This window comes from Sorangium sp. So ce176 (genome assembly GCF_051519835.1).
Lineage (GTDB): Bacteria > Myxococcota_A > Polyangia > Polyangiales > Polyangiaceae > Sorangium > Sorangium cellulosum_G.
In genome coordinates this window covers 9,188,045-9,204,354 of record NZ_CP150371.1, presented here as the reverse complement: position 1 = coordinate 9,204,354, position 16,310 = coordinate 9,188,045, and the positions used below count along the sequence as shown (strand labels likewise).

General features: G+C 72.3%; 9 protein-coding genes. 4 read left to right on the top strand and 5 right to left on the bottom strand.

The annotated features are described in order from the left end of the window. Positions 1-207: 207 nt before the first annotated feature. On the top strand, positions 208-2,286 hold the full coding sequence (locus WMF42_RS34815; RefSeq protein WP_155798445.1) for a PPC domain-containing protein: 2,079 nt from the start codon (positions 208-210) through the stop codon (positions 2,284-2,286). Positions 2,287-2,501: 215 nt separating this feature from the next. Here the strand turns inward: WMF42_RS34815 and WMF42_RS34810 are convergent, their stop codons facing one another. The 3 genes from WMF42_RS34810 to WMF42_RS34800 all read right to left on the bottom strand — a co-directional run bounded on the left by WMF42_RS34810 (position 2,502) and on the right by WMF42_RS34800 (position 6,841). Further along, the gene (locus WMF42_RS34810) at positions 2,502-4,385 is read right to left on the bottom strand and encodes a bifunctional metallophosphatase/5'-nucleotidase (protein ID WP_437687304.1); all 1,884 of its coding nucleotides are present in this window, start codon (positions 4,383-4,385) and stop codon (positions 2,502-2,504) included. A gap of 91 nt (positions 4,386-4,476) precedes the next feature. Continuing rightward, positions 4,477-5,760: a diaminopimelate decarboxylase gene (locus WMF42_RS34805; RefSeq protein ID WP_437687302.1), complete on the bottom strand. Its 1,284-nt coding sequence runs from the start codon at positions 5,758-5,760 to the stop codon at positions 4,477-4,479. Between the two features lie 133 nt (positions 5,761-5,893). After that, the gene (locus WMF42_RS34800) at positions 5,894-6,841 is read right to left on the bottom strand and encodes a protocatechuate 3,4-dioxygenase (protein WP_437687300.1); all 948 of its coding nucleotides are present in this window, start codon (positions 6,839-6,841) and stop codon (positions 5,894-5,896) included. Between the two features lie 1,430 nt (positions 6,842-8,271). Here WMF42_RS34800 and WMF42_RS34795 point away from each other — a divergent pair. Both WMF42_RS34795 and WMF42_RS34790 read left to right on the top strand, forming a co-directional pair. After that, positions 8,272-8,679 (top strand): response regulator, encoded by a 408-nt coding sequence (locus tag WMF42_RS34795; protein WP_061608741.1) that lies wholly within the window; start codon positions 8,272-8,274, stop codon positions 8,677-8,679. A gap of 65 nt (positions 8,680-8,744) precedes the next feature. After that, positions 8,745-9,641 (top strand): dienelactone hydrolase family protein, encoded by an 897-nt coding sequence (locus WMF42_RS34790; protein WP_061608740.1) that lies wholly within the window; start codon positions 8,745-8,747, stop codon positions 9,639-9,641. Between the two features lie 30 nt (positions 9,642-9,671). Here WMF42_RS34790 and WMF42_RS34785 read toward each other — a convergent pair whose 3' ends face one another. Continuing rightward, entirely contained in the window at positions 9,672-10,589 is a 918-nt protein-coding gene (locus WMF42_RS34785) for a Uma2 family endonuclease (RefSeq protein ID WP_437687298.1), read from the bottom strand. A 161-nt stretch (positions 10,590-10,750) separates the two neighbouring features. Beyond that, a complete protein-coding gene (locus WMF42_RS34780; protein ID WP_437687296.1) occupies positions 10,751-15,037 on the bottom strand; it encodes a VIT domain-containing protein in 4,287 nt (1,428 codons plus the stop codon). 342 nt (positions 15,038-15,379) lie between these two features. On the opposite strand from WMF42_RS34780, the gene WMF42_RS34775 reads away from it, so the two are divergent. After that, positions 15,380-16,090, top strand: a complete 711-nt coding sequence (locus tag WMF42_RS34775; RefSeq protein WP_081426766.1) for a thermonuclease family protein — start codon at positions 15,380-15,382, stop codon at positions 16,088-16,090. The last annotated feature ends 220 nt before the right edge of the window (positions 16,091-16,310 follow it).

Below are 16,310 nucleotides of genomic sequence, written 5' to 3'. Positions count from 1 at the left end.
CGAGCGCGTCGCGGTGGACGTGAGCCGGCCTCTCGTCGAGTAGGCACCCCCACCGTGCGCGTCGAACAACGCCGCTGAGAAGGTGGAAATATGATCGCGCGGGGTATCCTGCGTGACCCTCTGCTCCTTTCGATCGCCAACCGGTCCTCGCCTGGGACTAGAACGCTCGCCGCGTGCGGTCTCGCACCCCTCGACAGGCAAGGTGACATGGAACGACGATGGCGATGGCTCTTCGTGGTTGTGCCGGCGCTCATGGGCTCTCTGGAAGGGTGTGATCACGGCCCCTGGCTGGCGGCGTTACCGGTCGACAGCGTCCTGCGCGGCGACGCGGCGGGCCCGAAGGTCAAGCCGATCGGGGCGAGCTGCGGCTGTGACGCGGACTGCGACGGCGCGGGGGCCCTCTGCGTGCTCGGCATCTGCATGCAGCGCGCGGAGGGGCTGTGTGCGGCGCCGAACAGCGAAGAGGGGTGCGCGCCCGGATCCCGCTGCTTCAACACGGATATCCTGACGGACACGGGGGTGTGTTATCCCGTCTACGATCCCGCGACCTGCGAGGGCGTGGAGAGCCGTCATGGCCTTTGCTCCCCGCGGCGCGGGGAGGGGTGCAACCCGGCCTGCGGCGTGGCGTGCGCGGAGGACTCGGTGGGCGCCGGGGACGTGGGCGCGGCCTGCGAGACGGCGGAGGCGTGCTCGCTGCGCGGCGCGACCTGCTACAGCGACGCGAGCACGGCGGAGCCGAACGGCTGGGTCGAGGGCTATTGCCTCGCGTTCGACTGCGCGAGCGACGACGAGTGCGGCCCGGAGGCGGGCTGCTTCCCGGCGGCGGCGGGCGGCGCGCCCGTGTGCATGAACACCTGCGGCAGCGATCTCGACTGCCGGCCTGGCTACGTCTGTCACGTCGTCGACGGCGCGAGCAGCCCTGCCTGCTTCGCGGGCTGCGACGCCGCCGCGACCTGCCCGGCGGGCACGACCTGCCTCGGGGAGCTGTGCGTGTCCGACGACGTCGCGTGCTCACCGGACGTCCCCTCCGGGTGGTGTCCGGAGGGCGAGCGGTGCGACGACGGCGTGTGCCGCAAGGACGTGTCCGCCTGCGAATCCGGGGGTGACGTGCTCGAGCCCAACGATGCTCCGGGAGCCGCGGTGAGCGCGCCCGCGGGCGTCACGGAGGGGCTCACCGTGTGCGAGGGGGACGAGGACTGGTTCAGGATCGTGGTGCCGGAGGGGACGATCGTCCGCGTGGGCATCCAGCTCAGCGACCCCGCCGGGGACCTCGATCTGGTGGCCTATGACGGCGAGGGCCGCCTGCTCGGGTCGCGCTACGGCGAGCAGTACCCGTACTCGTACCGTGATCAGGAGACGGACATCGAGGCGTACGGGTTCTACTCCGAGCGAGGCGGCGCCGAGTACCTCGTCCGGGTCGTCGGCCACGAGGGCGCGCAGAACACCTACCGGCTGGACGTGACCTCGTATCCTTACGTCGACGGCCCGAGCTGCGTGAGCGCCGGCTTCTCGTTCGACGACTGCGCCGGCTTCGGCGACGGCGGCAGCGGGCTCTTGCCGTTCCCGTTCCCCGACCCTGACGACTCGGTCGTCGGCGGCGGGTATGTCTGGGAGACCTTCAGCAACTACCGTTTTGCTCGGCGCGAGCTCATCATGCTCGTCCGCGACGCGCTGTCGGAGACGCTGGGCGCGTTCCCCGGCACGACGCCGCTCTCGCTGATCGACGTCTGCCAGATCGACGGCGTCACGCCCGGGTACGACATCGGCGATCCGCGCCACCCCGAGTCGACGCACGATCAGGGCGGCAATATCGACATCGCGTATTTCCAGACGGACGGCTCGAACGACGGAGAGATCATCTGCGGAGACGGGTCGAAGCACGAGGACGGGTACTGCTCCTCGGCGGCGAAGCGGAATCACATCGTCGATCTCGAGCGCCAGGCGTTCTTCATGGCCAGGCTGTTCCGCTCGCCCCGCACGCGCGTCATCGGCGTGGACAAGATCCTCGCGCCGTTCCTCTCGAAGACGGCGGCCAGGCTGAACGCCCTTCCGGCGCGCGATCCGCGGAGGATCACCGACGCCGAGCTCGCGAGCTTCTCGGACCGGATGGCCTACGGCTCCGGGTGGCCGTATCACCATCACCACATCCACCTCAGCATGGACTGGTGGCCGAAGCGCGCCGCGGCCGGCGGCGGCCCGGCGGCCGCGTCCTTCGCGTCGTCCCCTGTCATCCACCGCTCGCCCGCGGTCGCGGCACAGCGGATGGTATGGCCTCCGCGGCCGTAGCGCGGTGACACCGTGAGCGATTAGGAAGAGAAGAAATTAACCACAGAGGCACAGAGGGCACAGAGGAAGAGAGAGAAAGAGAAGAGAGATGATGAGCTGTTCTCTCTCCCTCTCTTTCTCTCCCTCTGTGCCCTCTGTGCCTCTGTGGTTCAAATCTCTCTTCTTCCCCGAAGCAACCGAGCACCGCTCCGGGCACGCCGGAGGCGAGCCTCCGCTCAGGGCACGATCGTGATCCGGTCGAGCGGGGGCGGCGAGACGGGCGAGTTCGCCGCGAAGTAGTCCCGCAGGGCGTCGAGATCCAGGGCGCCGCCGAGGCGGTCGGTCCCCTCGTTGAGCACGGTGAAGCCGTCGCCGCCCGACGCCAGGAAGCTGTTCACCGTCACCCTGTACGTCCGCGTCGGCTCGAGCGGGGCGCCGTTGATCCGGATCGAGGAGATGTCGACCTTCGAGTCGACAGGCGCGCTCTGGCTGTAGGTGTAGGTGAAGCCGTCCGAGACCTGCAGGATCACGCTCTGCGGCGTTCCCATCGCGCCGACCCGGAACTGCTGCTCCAGCAGCGTATGGATCTGCGCGCCCGTCAGGGTCATCACGACAAGGCTGTTGCCGAACGGCTGCACCGTGAACGCCTCGCCGAACGTCACCACCCCGTCCATGGGCTCGGCCGGCGACGCCGCGTAGCCGAGGTCTGCGCGGACGCCGCCCGGGTTCATGAAGGCGATCTCGGCCCCGCCGGTGCGCGCGTCGCGCGTGGCGGCGCGCTGGGCGTCGGCGATGACGGCGCCCAGCGCGAACAGCCCCGAGCTCATGGGCGGTACAGCGCGATCGAGCGTCGCTGTGATCGTGCCGATCTGCACGTTGGCCAGCGGCGCCGCGAGGTCCCTGTAGCGCGTCACCAGGGCGTCCACCCCCGCGTCGGCGTCCTCGCGCGCCACGACGACGTTGTTCGCCGTCTTCGCCGTCACCTCGCCCGTGGTCCGGCTGATCTCCAGATCGATGTCGGTGACCAGCCGGCCGAACGACGCCGCGCTCGTCACGACCTTGTCGTCGAGGATGCAGTTGTACGCCTGGTGCGTGTGCCCGCTGACGATGACGTCCACGGCGGGGTCCATGTTCGTGGCGATCTCGACGAGGGGGCCAGAGAGGCCCGGGCACTCGTTGAAATGGCCGCTGGGGAGCCCTCCCTCGTGGAGCACCACCACGATGGCCTCGATTCCCTGCGCCTGGAGCTCCGGGACGATGGCGTTCACCGTGTCGACCTCGTCCATGAACGAGAGCCCCGCGACGCCGATGGGCGTCACGATCGACGGCGTGCCCTCGAGCGTCATGCCGATGAAGGCGATCTTCACGCCGTCGAACTCGCGGACGTCGTAGCGCGGGAAGAGCGTCCTGCCGGTCGTCGTGTCCACGACGACGTTGGCGGCGAGGAACTGGAAGCTCGCGCCTCCGAAGAAGGTGCCGTCCGCGCAGCCGTCGACCGGGCTGCACCCGCCGTGCTGCATGCGGAGGAGCTCCGCGGTGCCCTTGTCGAACTCGTGGTTGCCGACGCCGTTGATGTCGAGGCCGAGGAGGTTCATGGCCTCGATCGTCGGCTCGTCGTGGAAGAGCGCCGACACGAGCGGGCTCGCGCCGATGAGGTCTCCGGCCGACACCACCACGGTGTTCGGGTTCGTGGCGCGGAGCGCGGCGACGCGCGACGCGAAGTAGGCGACGCCGCCCGCGTCCACCTGCGTCGTGTCGGGCAGCGTGATCCTGCCGCTGCTGCCCGCCGGGGGCTCCAGGTTGCCGTGGAAGTCGTTGAAGGCGAGGATCTGCACGCTCACTGTGTCGCTGCCGCCCGAGCCGCCGTCGCCGCCCTGGCCGCCCGTGCCGGCGGCGCCCGAGCCGCCGTCGCCGCCCTGGCCGCCCGTGCCTGTGGCGCCGCCGGTGCCGCCACCCGAGGCGGTGCCGGCGGCGCCGCCGGTCCCCCCGACGGGGCTCGTTGCGTCGTCGCCGCAGCCCGCGCCGGCGATCGGCGGCACGATCAGCGCGGCGCCGACAAGCGTCACCCGCCACGCCCGTGCGCACCGCCCCACGACCCCGGAAGCTCCAGTCCACCTCATCCCTGCTCCTCCACGTCGAAGCGCTCGCCGATCCACGCTCTCACAGGCTGGCGTTCGTGGGAAACAGCCGCGTGAACGCCCCGCGGCGGCCTCATGGCTGGCCGCGGCCGCGGCTCCAGAACGCCACGACGTCCTCGGGCCGCTCGCGCTCGCGCAGGACGCGGAGCTCGTCGCCGTCCACGCCGAGCACCGCGGGGATGCCGCGGCTGCAGTGGCGGGACCACATGCTCAGCGTGTAAGCCCCCGTGTCGCGGACGAGCACGAGATCCCCGGGCGACAGCGCCGGGAACGGCAGGTCGCGGGCCAGCACGTCGCCGCCGAAGCACAGGGGGCCGCCGAGGGTGCACGGCGAGAGCGGCCCCTCCTTGGGCGCGGCATCCGCGTCGAGCGCCACGAAATCGTGGTGCCAGTCGGCCGGGTGATAGGCGCGGCGCAGCAGGAAGTCGGCCCCGAGGTGCAGGATCGCCGTGCGCCCGGCCGAGTCCTCCTTCACGTACTCCACGCGCGAGACGGCGAAGCCGCAGCCCGCCTGGACCCAGCGCCCGAGCTCGGTGATCAGCGTGGTCCCCTCCTCGAAGAGCGTCGGCGCCTCCAGGCGCAGCGCGGCCGCGTAGTCCTCGAGCAGCGGCGGCCGGTCGGTGCTCCGGTAGGCGACCGGCAGCCCGCCGCCGATATCCATGGTGCGGGCGGCGCCCGGCCCGAGCGCGCGGCGGATCTCCTGGCGCAGCGCCTCGACGCGGCGGATCCCGTCGACGAGCTGCGACAGCGCGCACCCCTGCGAGCCGACGTGCACGTGCAGGCCGGCGAGCCACCGGTACCGCGCGAAGGCGGCGCGCACGGCGTCGGCCTGCTCGAGCGGGACCCCGAACCTGGAGCGCCGATCCGCGACGCTGGTGAGGGCGATGCTGGACGCCCCGACCTGCGGGTTGATCCGCAGCCCGATGCGGCCGCCCGCCCCGTCGTGCCCGACGAGCGCGTCGATGCGCTCGAGCTCATCGAGGTTGTCGGCGTTGATCCGCACGCCCAGGCGGAGGGCCTCCGCGATGTCGTCGCGCGTCTTCGCGGGGGAGTCGTAGACGATGCGGCCGGGGGGGCACCCGGCGGCCGCCGCGAGCTTCACCTCCTCGATCGAGGCCGCCTCGAGCCCCGCGCCGCAGTCGACCGCCGCGCGGAGGACCTCCACGAGCGGGTTCGCCTTGATCGCCACCGCGTGGAGGGCGCCCGGCGGGAACGCCGCGCCGAGCCGCCCGATGCGCGCCCGCATGCGCCCGAGGTCGTGGAACAGGACCGCAGGCTCCACATCCATCCCGCGGCGCCGCGCCTCGCGGAACGCGCGCGCCATGCTCCCGGGATCCAGCCGATCCGCGTCGCTCATGGGACCTCCCTACAGCAGTCTGGCGCCCGGCCGGGAGGTTGTCCGCCCCTGCTCTCCATCGCGGCGCCCCGCGCCGGCGCTGTCGCGAGCAGGGGCGCGACCCGTATTTCCAGGATGTCTCGCGCCGGTGCGCTCAGCCGTTGCCGTTGACGATGACGTTGAGCTTACCGATGACGAGCCCGGGGGTGTACGACATGGTGGGCATCGCAGGGTCGCCGAACCCCGGGGGGTTGAGGCTCGACGCCGGGATGTTCGTCGAGCGCGCCGTGTACGCCGGCTCGTTCTCGTAGATCTGCCGGCTGAAGTCGGCCTCGAAGTAGAACTGCGTGGTGATCAGCCGGGTCGTGGCCCCGTTGATGCGCGCGACCAGGTGAACGTGGACGGGGCGCCCCGCGTACCACCCCGGCCAGATCGTCCTGAAGCCGGCGACCCCGTTGCGGTCGGTGAGCTGGACGCCGCGGCAGAACCGCTCGTCGTTCTCGACCGTGCGCTCGCCCGGGCCGCTGTACGGCGTGGAGGGGTCCTGGCCGTCGAAGCCGCTGTAATAGCCATCCGCATCGCAGTGCCAGATGTAGATCTCGGCGTCCGGGATGGGCTCGCAGTTGTTCTGGGCGTCCAGCAGGCGGAAATAGAACTGGAACTCGCAGCCGGGATGACCGTCCCGGAGATCGCTGCGGAACAGGCTGATGTCGTTCGGGATCTCGCTGTCGTCGATGAAGAAGGGCCCCTCGATGTCCGTGGTGGTCAAGGCGCACCTGACGGCGTCCTCGAAGATCGAGGGATCCAGGTCCAGCGAGTCGTCGCCCTCCGCGCCGCCCACACCGGCGCCGCCGATACCCGAGCTGGTGCTGCTCGTGCTGGTGGTGCCTGCGCTGCTGCTGGTCGTCGTGCCCAGGCCTCCTCCGCCGCCGCCGGTACCTCCGGCGCTGCTGGAGCCCGGGTCGTCGGTCGCGTCGTCCTCTCCGCAGGACGTGAGCGCGGGCGCGGTGATGGCGAACGCCCCGAGCTTGATGAGGATCTGCCGCCGGTCGAGGACCCAACCGAGCAGATCACGAGCCAGGGGTCCCTTCTTCTCAGCCATACAAAGATCTCCTTGGATAAGTCATGCCACGACCGTGAATTGCTCTGATCAGGCTGGGCGGGGATCGGCGCCCCATCCAAGTTCCACCGACGAATGAGCTCGAGCCGATCGGCCGGGATGCCCACGCCGCCCGGCGGCGCCGTCTCGCTGGCTCCATCGGAGGGATCCACGATCTCCGCATCGCACGCCGTCACGAGGAGCGATGAACGCGCGGGGGCCGGGGATACGGCGAGGGCACGGGCCGCCGGAGCTGCCTGGCAACGGACCGACGCTCCCGCTGTTCAAGGAACGACGGTGCTCCAGGGACATGAGGGACTGCCATCCCTAAGAAAGACTCGCGCGACGTACTACCGGACGCAGTCGCTGTGCGCTGGGGCCGTCAATGGGGATACCGTCGCACGGTTTTATTGTCAAACAGAGTTTTGGATCTTGGGTCGACCGAAGAAGTTGAATTGTGTGATGCTGAGATCAAGTCGGCTCAGCGTCGAGGGGGCGAGAGGGATCGAGTGTCCAGTAAGGATTTCACTTCGCCCGATCGAGCGCGGAACGATGCTGGTCAGTGGGAGGGAGCAGCGCGTATCTCGTCTATGGCCCTCCGCGGGGAAGGCCAGGAGATGGCCGGCGGGTGGAGCTCTCGTCGAGCTGTCCGCCGAACCCTCCTTGACGAGCAGGGACCTCTCCGCGAAGGCGAGGATCTCGTCCCTCTCGCGGCGGGTCGTCACTCCATGGCTGTTGTCGTCGGTGACCCGGCCGAGGTGGGCCCTGGGGTCGAGGTGCTCGAAGACCTTCCCCGGCGACCGCGGCGCTGCCGTGGCTCCTGGACCCGCTCGCGGGGCCGGGTCCGCCGCCGCCCTGCCGCTCATCGTCCTCACGGGAGACGCCGCCGCTGCCGCTCGCGAGGACCGGTCCGACAGTCGTGACGAAAAATTGCAATACGCCTGCGCGCACAATCGTCTCCCGTGTGGCCCAGCCCAGACGAATTCCCGGACGGAGGCGATTTGATCACGCCAGGAGCTCGAAAAGGGGCCGAAGAGGTCGCTTTCCCGGACGCGGGGGGCGCCCGGCGGCGCAGATCGCGGCTGCGCGAGCGGCGGGGAACGGGGCAGGTCGAGCCTCGGGGGCTGCCGCGGGGAGCGCGGGCGAGCCAGACCAGGGCTCGCGGGCCGGGGAAAGCGGGTACGCGTGAGCGTCCGGCACATCGACCGCGCCGGCGCGAGGTCGGGGGAGGGGCGGGAACGGGGCCCGGAGGGTCGCGCCGGGAACAGCCGGGGAGGCGTTCACCCTCCGGCAGCGCCGTCCCATGTTACTGCGCGGGCGTATTTATTTTATGTGGACGTATATTTGTGGACACGTCGGAAAATTGGTATCCACTTCAAGTTCTGCGGTTTCTGTTGTAGGAGTCGCTCCCAAACTCTCCGACAGGACCCCGCATGACCCGCATCCTCCTCATCGATGACTCCGCCGCGATGCGAACGCACATGCGGGCGGCGCTCGAGGGGTCGAAGGAGCTCGGGCCGGCGGTGGAGATCGCCGAGACGGCGAGCGGGTTCGCTGCGCTCCGGCTGATGCACAGGGGCGCGTACGGCGCCGTGATCATCGACATCAACCTGCCGGACATCGACGGGCTGGAGCTCATCCGCTTCATCCGTCAGAGCCGGCACCACCGCGACGTCGCGCTCATCGTCGTCTCGACGATGTCCTCGGCGCGCGAGCGCGAGCGCGCGTTCCGGCTCGGCGCGCACGCGTTCGTCGCGAAGCCGTTCTCGGCGGACACGCTGGCCTCCGCCGTCCGTCGGAGCGTCTCGTCGAGTCAGCTCGGCCTGCGCGTGGCGACCTAGGCGGGCGGCGCGCCGCCGCGGGGAGGCTTCCGGCGCGCCGCCCCGTGCTGGTAGGGTGCGCGGCCATGAAGCTCTGCCCTCGCCGCCTCCGCCTGGCAGCGCCGCTCGCGCTTGCCGTGGCGACCGCCGCCTGCTCTGGCTCGTCTCCGGCTCCCCGCGCCGAGCCGCCCTCCGGCGCCGCCGCCCCGGCGCCCGCGCCGTCCGGCGCCGCGGACGGCCCGACCGGCCTGCTCTCGGAGGAGGACTTCAAGGCGCTCCACCAGCTCCGGGCGGACAAGGCGCCGCCCGCGCGCGGGCAGTCGATCGAGGTGGCCGGGACGAAGGCGTACCTGAGCCTGCCGCGGGACGCGAAGCCGCCCATCCCGGGCGTCGTTGTCATCCACGAGTGGTGGGGCCTGAACGAGCACATCAAGCACTGGACCGACCGCCTCGCCGAGGACGGCTACGCCGCGATCGCCGTGGACCTGTACGGCGGCAAGGTCGCGACCACGCCGGACGACGCGATGACGGCCATGAAGGCGGTCGACGAGGCGAAGGGGATCGAGACGGTGCGCGCCGCGCACCGCTTCCTCACGACCGACGCGCGCGTCTCGGCCCAGCGGACCGGCTCGATCGGGTGGTGCTTCGGCGGCGCCTGGTCGCTCAAGCTCGCCATGAACGAGCCCGAGCTCGACGCTGCGGTCCTCTACTACGGCCGGCTCGTCACCGACGCGGAGAAGCTCAAGGCGATCAAGGCGCCGGTGCTCGGCGTCTTCGGCAACCGGGACGAGGGCATCCCGCCCCAGGTCGTCAACGAGTTCGACAAGGCGCTGCACGAGGCGGGCGTGGAGCACGAAGTGCTCCGGTACGACGCCGATCACGCCTTCGCGAACCCGTCGGGGGAGCGGTACGACACGAAGGCCGCGGCGGACGCCTGGGAGAAGGTGCGGCGGTTCCTGGCCGCGAAGCTGAAGGAGCAGTGACCGCCGAGGCGGGGGCCCGCCGGGGCGCGCTCAGCGGGCCTTGAGCCGCTCGAGCTCCGCGCGGGCCTGCGCGAGCTGCCGCTCGGTCTCCTCGCGCAGGCGCTGCTCTTCCTCGCGCAGGCGCTGCTCTTCCTCGCGCAGGCGCTGCTCTTCCTCGCGCAGGCGCTGCTCCTCCTCGCGCAGGCGCCGTTCTCTGTCGAGCTCGGCGGCGAGCTCCTCGGCGATGCGCTGCGCTTCCTCCTGATGCGCGATGACCTGATCGAGCATGCCGCCGAGGCGGGTGATCATCTCGTCTGCGTCCTCGAGGGGCGCGTTGCCCGCGAAGAAGCGGAGGCGGGGGCCGTCGAGCAGGAGATCGAGGCCGAGCACCTCGGAGGCAAACCGCCCAGCCTGAGGCACGATCCGCTGGTATGCGCGCGGCGGGGAGGCGTCACCCTCCGGGGCCGCGGGCAGCCTGTACGCGTGCAGGCGCAGGCGGGAGCGGTCGAACAGGAAGTACTCGCGGACGCCGAGCCGGGCATACCGCTCGACGTTGACCTGGTGATCCTTGGCGCGGCTGCCGGCCACGTGGACCTCGATCACGAGGTCGAGCCCCTTGCCCTCGTTGTCGACCACCCACCGCATGCGCTCGTGAGGCTCGACGTCGACGACGGCGAGCAGGTCGGGCGCGAACCGCGGCTCGCCGGGATAGAAGACGGCGAGCTCGGACGAGAGGTAGATCTTGCGGCCGACGCGGCGGAAGAAGCCGTCGAGGGCGTCGAGCGCGTCGCGCTTGGCCTTGCGGTGCGCGTCCCCCTCGGGCGGCATGAGCTCCAGCGGGACCTCGGCGGGCAGCATGTCCACGACCCGCGCGCGCTCGGCCGGGGTCATCCGCGCCCACTGATCGCTCGTCGGAGCGCGCGGATCCGCGGGATCGAAGCGGTAACCGGCAGGGAGGGCCTGAACCACGATCCAAGTCTAGCCGATGGCACGGCAACCGGGGAGGCTGCCGGCCCCGCCGCGCGTCAAGATGTCCATTACGTTCAGGCACCCTCCCACGCTTCGATTCCATCGTCGCAGCGGTCTCCCGCCGTCCTTTCACCGGCGATCGCGCGACGCCGGGGCGCCGCTCATGGCGCCGCGACGCTCGCCAGCGCGGCGCCCTGTTCCCCCGCGCGGACCACCCCCGGCGCGCTCGTCACGCGGAACGACGCCCCGTCCCACACGATCGTCGTCACCACGAAGCGCACGTCCCGCCGCGGCGGATCGCTGCGGAACCGCACGCGCCACTCGAGGCGCGCGAGCTCGGGCGCGGGGAGCTGCACCGCCGCGAGCCCGACCGCCGGCGCGAACACGCCGTCGCCGAGCGCCGCGTCCACCTCGCCGTCCCGCGCCGCCAGGGCGAGCTCCGCGGCGTGGTCCTCCCAGAGCACGACGCGGAGCGCCCCGGGGCCGCTGAAGAGCTGGAGCTCCTTCAGCTTGCGGGCGAGGCTCTCGGCGTCGGCCGGCGCGCCGCCCTCGGCGAGCAGCCGGCCGATGCGCGCCGCCGACAGCAGGCGCGCCCACGCGCGCGGATCGTCCGCCCCCGGCGTGCCCTCGGCCGTGGCGACCTTGCGCTGGATGCGCAGCGCCTCGTCGACGCGCCCGCTGCCCGCGGCCGCCGCGGCGAGCCGCAGCCAGCCCCGGGGCTCGGCCGGCGCGAGGTCCGTGAGCGTCGTGTACTGCCGGTACGCGGCCGCGTACCAGCCGTGCCGGAGGTACACGTCGCCGAGCATCTCGCGCGACGCGGGGCTCGTCGGATCGAACTCGACGATCTCCGAGTACGTGCGGAGCGCGTCCGGCTCGAAGCCGCTCGCGGCGAGCACGTCGCCGAGCTCCAGCGCGAGCCCGGGGCTCATGATGCCGCGGTCGCGGAGCCGCCGCCCGTAGGCGAGCGCCTCGTCCTTCCGGCCCGCCTCCGCGAGCAGGCGCACCCGCCGGATCTCCCCCTCCGGGTCGTCGGGCCGCTCGGTGAGCATCTGGCGCACCAGCGCGAGCCGCTCGTCCACCGTCGACAGCGCCGCGAGGCGCTCGTCGACGAGCGTCCAGCGCGCCCTCGGATCGGCGCCCCCGAAGAGCGTGCGCCGCACCGCCGCGGCGATCGCGGGATCGACGGTCCGCCGCATCAGCCCGCGCGCGATGAACCGCTGCGCCTCGGGCTCGTCGGCGAAGCGAACGAGCAGCGCCTCGGCGCCGCCCTCGGTTGTCACCTTCGCCTGGAGCAGCGAGAGGAGCGCGGCCTTCGCGCGCCAGTCCGGCAGCTCGCACGTCGACAGCGCGCCCTCGTAGCGCGCGATGAGCTGCTCGGCCGTCGTGGCGCGCGCGAGGCGCTTCGACCACACGACGAGCCGCTCGGCGAGCGGGCGCCGCGCTGTGTCGCTGCACGGCGACATCACCACGGGCCGGGGCCTGGGCGCCCACGCCTGGGCAGCCCTCCGCGCGGCCGCCGCCCCGTCCGCCGCGCCCGGCCTCGCGGCGGCCGCGGCCGGCTCGGGCGGACCGCCGCCGCCGCGCGGCGCGCCCTTGAGTCGATCCGCGCCGAACGCGCCGGACGCCGTCGGCCCGCCGCCCTCCGCGGCCTTCCGGGGCGCGCGCTCCGACCGAGGGGCAGCCACCGCGCGCTCCTGCCGCGCGTCCTCCAGCTCCGCCTCGTCGGCCGGGGCCGTGGCCGTCGCGGCGGGCGCGGCGGCCGGGGAGGGCGGCGCGGGGGCGGGCGGGGCGAGGTCCGCCGCGGCGCCCGGCGCCCGCGCCTCGGCCTGCGCCGGCATCGCGGGCGGCTCCGCGGCCGGCGCCTGCTTCCTCATGCCGTGGCCGCCTTCCTTGTTCGAGCCCTCCTCATCGCTCGCCGCGCTCGGCTCGCTCCTCGAGCAGCCGGCGGCGACAGCCATCGACGGCGGCGCGAGCAGCGCCGCGAGCTCGCGCTCTCGCTCGGGCGTCAGCGCCGTCAGCCGCTCGCCCCGGAGCGGCGAGCGCCGCCGCCGGATCCCCTGGTTCGCGTAGGCCTGCTCGCTCTCGAGCGCCAGCGTGCTCGTGAACGGCGTGATCAGCCCGTACTCGAGCCCGAGCTCGACCACCTTGCCCCGGTGCGCCTCGATGTCGTCGCCGTCCGCGAGCAGCCGCCGCATCTTCTCGGCCGCCCAGAAGCGCGGCACCAGCGCCGCCCCGACGCCCCGATCGATCTCGATCGGGTGCTCGCGCGCGTACTCCTTCCCGGCGAGCCGCCCCCTCACGATCGCCTTCGCGGGCAGCGCGTGGTGCGTGCGCGCGAGCAGCACGACCTCCTCGCCGCGCGACACCTTGCCGCTCGCGGTGAGCATCGGCTCGTCGAGCCCGGCGCCGAGGTCGATCGCCAGATCGGTGATCGTCGCCGTCTTGATCGCGCTGGCGAGGCGCAGCACCTCGGACGTCGAGCCCTCGGCCTCGTCGATCCGGAACGCCTGCCCGCCCCCGGCGCGCGCGAGCTCGCGCAGCAGCGCGTGGTTCGCGTTCTCGCCGACGCCGACGGTGAAGAAGCGCGCGCGCGAGGCCGAGAGCGACCGGCGGAGCCGCTCCGACAGGCGCGCGCCCGTCACCTCGCCGCTCGTCGCGAGCCCGTCGCCGATGTAGATGACCGCCGGCTGCTCCTTGCCGTGCACGCGCCCGAGCGCCGACTCGAACAGGGCGCCGAGGTCGGTCGCGCCCCCTGTCGCGTGCTCGGCCAGCCGCGTGAGCGCGGCGGAGATCTCCTGCTCCGACGCCTCGGCCAGCCCGTCCCTCGGGTGCAGGACAGCGGGCGCCGCGTCGAGCGCGATCAGCGCGAAGCGGTCCGACGGCGACATCGCCCGCAGGATCGCCTCGGCCGCCGACGCCTTCTGCTGCCGCGACGGCTCGTCGGCCGACGCCGACGTGTCCACAACGACGACGAGGTCCGCGGGCAGCTCCTTCAGCTCGGTCCAGTCCACGTCGGGCACGTACCGGGCCATCACGTAGTCGGCGCGGTCCTCGCCCGCGGCGAAGCGCGACACGCGCAGCGGCGACGCCTTCGCCTTCACGGAGGCCTCGAGCTGGAAGTCCGCGCGCGGCTCGTAGCCGCTCCGCCGCATGCTCACGCGCCGCCCGCCGTCCTCGATCACGGCGTCCGCGAGCGTCGCGATCTGCATGCCCTGGCCGGCCTGGCCCAGGTCGACGGAGAGCGAGAACTCGCCGATCTGGACCGGATCGCTCGAGCGCATCGGGTACACGTAGGCGAGCTTGCCGGCCGGCGCGCCGAGCATCTCCACGTACCGCAGCACGACGCGCCGGGAGCCGCTCGCGGGCACCGGGAAGATGCGGGCGCGGTAGCTGTGCCCATCGACCCACTCGAGAAGCGCCGGCTCGTGGCCGGTCTGCACGGCGGTCTGGTACCGCTGCGCCGCCTCTCTCCGCTCGATCACCTCCCCCTCGACGAGCACGCCGTCGGTCTCCACGGCGAACGAGCTCACGAGCGCCCGCTCGGGCACGGTGAACCAGTACCAGCCCTCGACCTGCCGCCCGCCCGGGTTCGAGAAGGTCTGGTCCACCTCGGTCTCGGCGATGCCGTCGCGCACGACCGCGCGCACGACCTGCCGGCTGATCTCGAGCGTGCGCGCCTGCGCCCCCGGGGCGCCCTGCAGGTCGACGCCGTAGATCCGGCCGGCGCCGCTGCCCTCGCCCGCGAGCGGCCGGTGGTCGCCCATGCCGCCGGTCCAGTCCTCCCAGTAGGCGAGCGGCGCGACCTTCGGCGCGGCGTCTCCGGCGACTGTCGCCTGCTCCCCGGCGTGCACCTCGACGCGCCCCCCGGGCGCCGTGACCAAGGCGAGCCCGCGCGCCACGTACACGCTCACCTCCTTGCCCGAGCGCCTCATCGACAGGCCCGCGTCCGCCGCCGAGACCCTGACGTCCCCGAGCGTGTGCGAGAGCTCGCCGCGCTCGGACGGCGGCGCGTCGAGCCACACCTCGCCCTGGGCGAGCGAGAGCCCGCCCGCGCCGAGCGCGATCTCCGAGTCTGCGCGGAGGAACACCGCCGAGCCGTCGGCGAGCCGCACGAGCGCCCGCGCTCCCTTTCCGGTCGCGAGCTCGGCCCCGACCGGGATCGGGATGCCGGACACAACCGTCGACCGCCTGTCGTCCTGCGCGCTCTCCGTCAGCGTGACGTCTCCCGAGGAGAGCTCCAGCCGCGCGCCGATGGCGCTGGCCTTCGCGGGCGGTGTTTCCCGGGTCAGGACGAGCGCGGTCACGGCCGCCGCGAGCGCGAGCGCCCCGGCCGCGAGCCGCAGGCGGAGGCTGCGCCTGCGCCGCGCCGCCTCGCCTTCCGCCGCGGCTGCGCGTTCCCGTTCCGGTTCCGGCGCTCCGGCCGGCTCTTCGTGTTCAAGCGACGACATCCAGGACCTCCTCGCCGCGGCGGCTCTCGTCCCCGGAGCCCAGCGCGGGGTCACCCGCAGACGTCCCGTGCCCCGCGACGATCTACCGAAGCGATCGCGACGGCCATCGTAACGGGAAAGCGCGGACGGCGCGTGGCGCTCCTGGCGTTTTCTCTCCCTCTCCCTTCCATCCGCCGGTTGACTCAGGCCACCCCGCGTACCCCCGGTCAGGGCGGTCGAGCGCTTTCATCAGGCCTGGGCGCGCTCTATAGCGTCATGGAACAGGCCGCCTGGGCAGGAGTGGAGTCCGATCGCCCTGACGAACGGCGGTTTCTGGGGGTTTATCCATCCAAGGAGGGGGCGATGACAGGACTGCTTCCGGGATTCCGGAGGTTCATCGGCTATGTATCCCTTGTCGCTCGGAGGCGGAGGTTCCGCAGGGCGCCGGATCTGCCGGGCCCGCGCTTTCCCGCGACGGTGGTGAGGACGGTCGACGGGGACACGCTCCACGTATGCGACGAGCGGGGCGTGGACCACGCTATCCGCATGCTCTCGATCGACACGCCGGAGACGCACTTCCTCGGCGCCTCGCAGGGCTACTGGGCCGAGATGGCCGCCGCGCGGCTGTCCGAGCTGCTCCCCGCGGGCGCCGAGGTCGAGATCCAGACGGACGAGCAGCCGAGCGACGCTTACGGTCGCGTGCTCGGGTATGTCATCTCGGGAGGTCGGCTCATCAACCGGCTGCTCCTCGAGGAGGGCCTGGCGATGACCTATATCGTCGCCCCGAACCTGCTTCACGCACAGGACCTCTCCGAGGCCGCGCAGCGGAGCTTCTCCGCGCGGCGCGGCATGTTCAGCGATCCCAGCGTCCTCCTTCCGTACGAGTTCCGGTGGAGCCTGAGGGGCCAGTCGAGCGCGAAGCTCGTCGGCAGCCTGTCCCGGGGTGAGGTGTTCGACCTGTCGGAGCGCGAGCAGGTGCCCTGCTGGGATCGGGTGTTCTTCTTCGACGTGCGCGACGTCAAGGAGCCCTTCGTCCGCATCGCTCCGGCGAGGCGCGCGCGCGACGGAGGGTAGCCGCCCAGGCCGTCGCAGTTGCTCGTCATCCACGTTGAGCTGGCGGATCGTTCTGAGCGCCTCTGCCACACGCGTGGCAATTTGCTACATTCCTTCCCGCACCCGGAGCCGATGGCCCTGGCCCGGCGTCTGCCAGGTAGAGCAAGAACAGACGGGTTTCCCGCGCCGGGCGCTCGGCTCCGCGCTTCGTCCGGAACGCGCTCCTGGCGGACGCGACCTT

Bases quoted from the DNA above. Each gene is read 5' to 3' on its own strand.
- WMF42_RS34800 (WP_437687300.1), bottom strand. From the start codon at position 6,841: ATGGCTGAGAAGAAGGGACCCCTGGCTCGTGATCTGCTCGGTTGGGTC.
- WMF42_RS34815 (WP_155798445.1), top strand. From the start codon at position 208: ATGGAACGACGATGGCGATGGCTCTTCGTGGTTGTGCCGGCGCTCATG.
- WMF42_RS34775 (WP_081426766.1), top strand. From the start codon at position 15,380: ATGACAGGACTGCTTCCGGGATTCCGGAGGTTCATCGGCTATGTATCC.
- WMF42_RS34810 (WP_437687304.1), bottom strand. From the start codon at position 4,385: ATGAGGTGGACTGGAGCTTCCGGGGTCGTGGGGCGGTGCGCACGGGCG.
- WMF42_RS34780 (WP_437687296.1), bottom strand. From the start codon at position 15,037: ATGTCGTCGCTTGAACACGAAGAGCCGGCCGGAGCGCCGGAACCGGAA.
- WMF42_RS34805 (WP_437687302.1), bottom strand. From the start codon at position 5,760: ATGAGCGACGCGGATCGGCTGGATCCCGGGAGCATGGCGCGCGCGTTC.
- WMF42_RS34795 (WP_061608741.1), top strand. From the start codon at position 8,272: ATGACCCGCATCCTCCTCATCGATGACTCCGCCGCGATGCGAACGCAC.
- WMF42_RS34790 (WP_061608740.1), top strand. From the start codon at position 8,745: ATGAAGCTCTGCCCTCGCCGCCTCCGCCTGGCAGCGCCGCTCGCGCTT.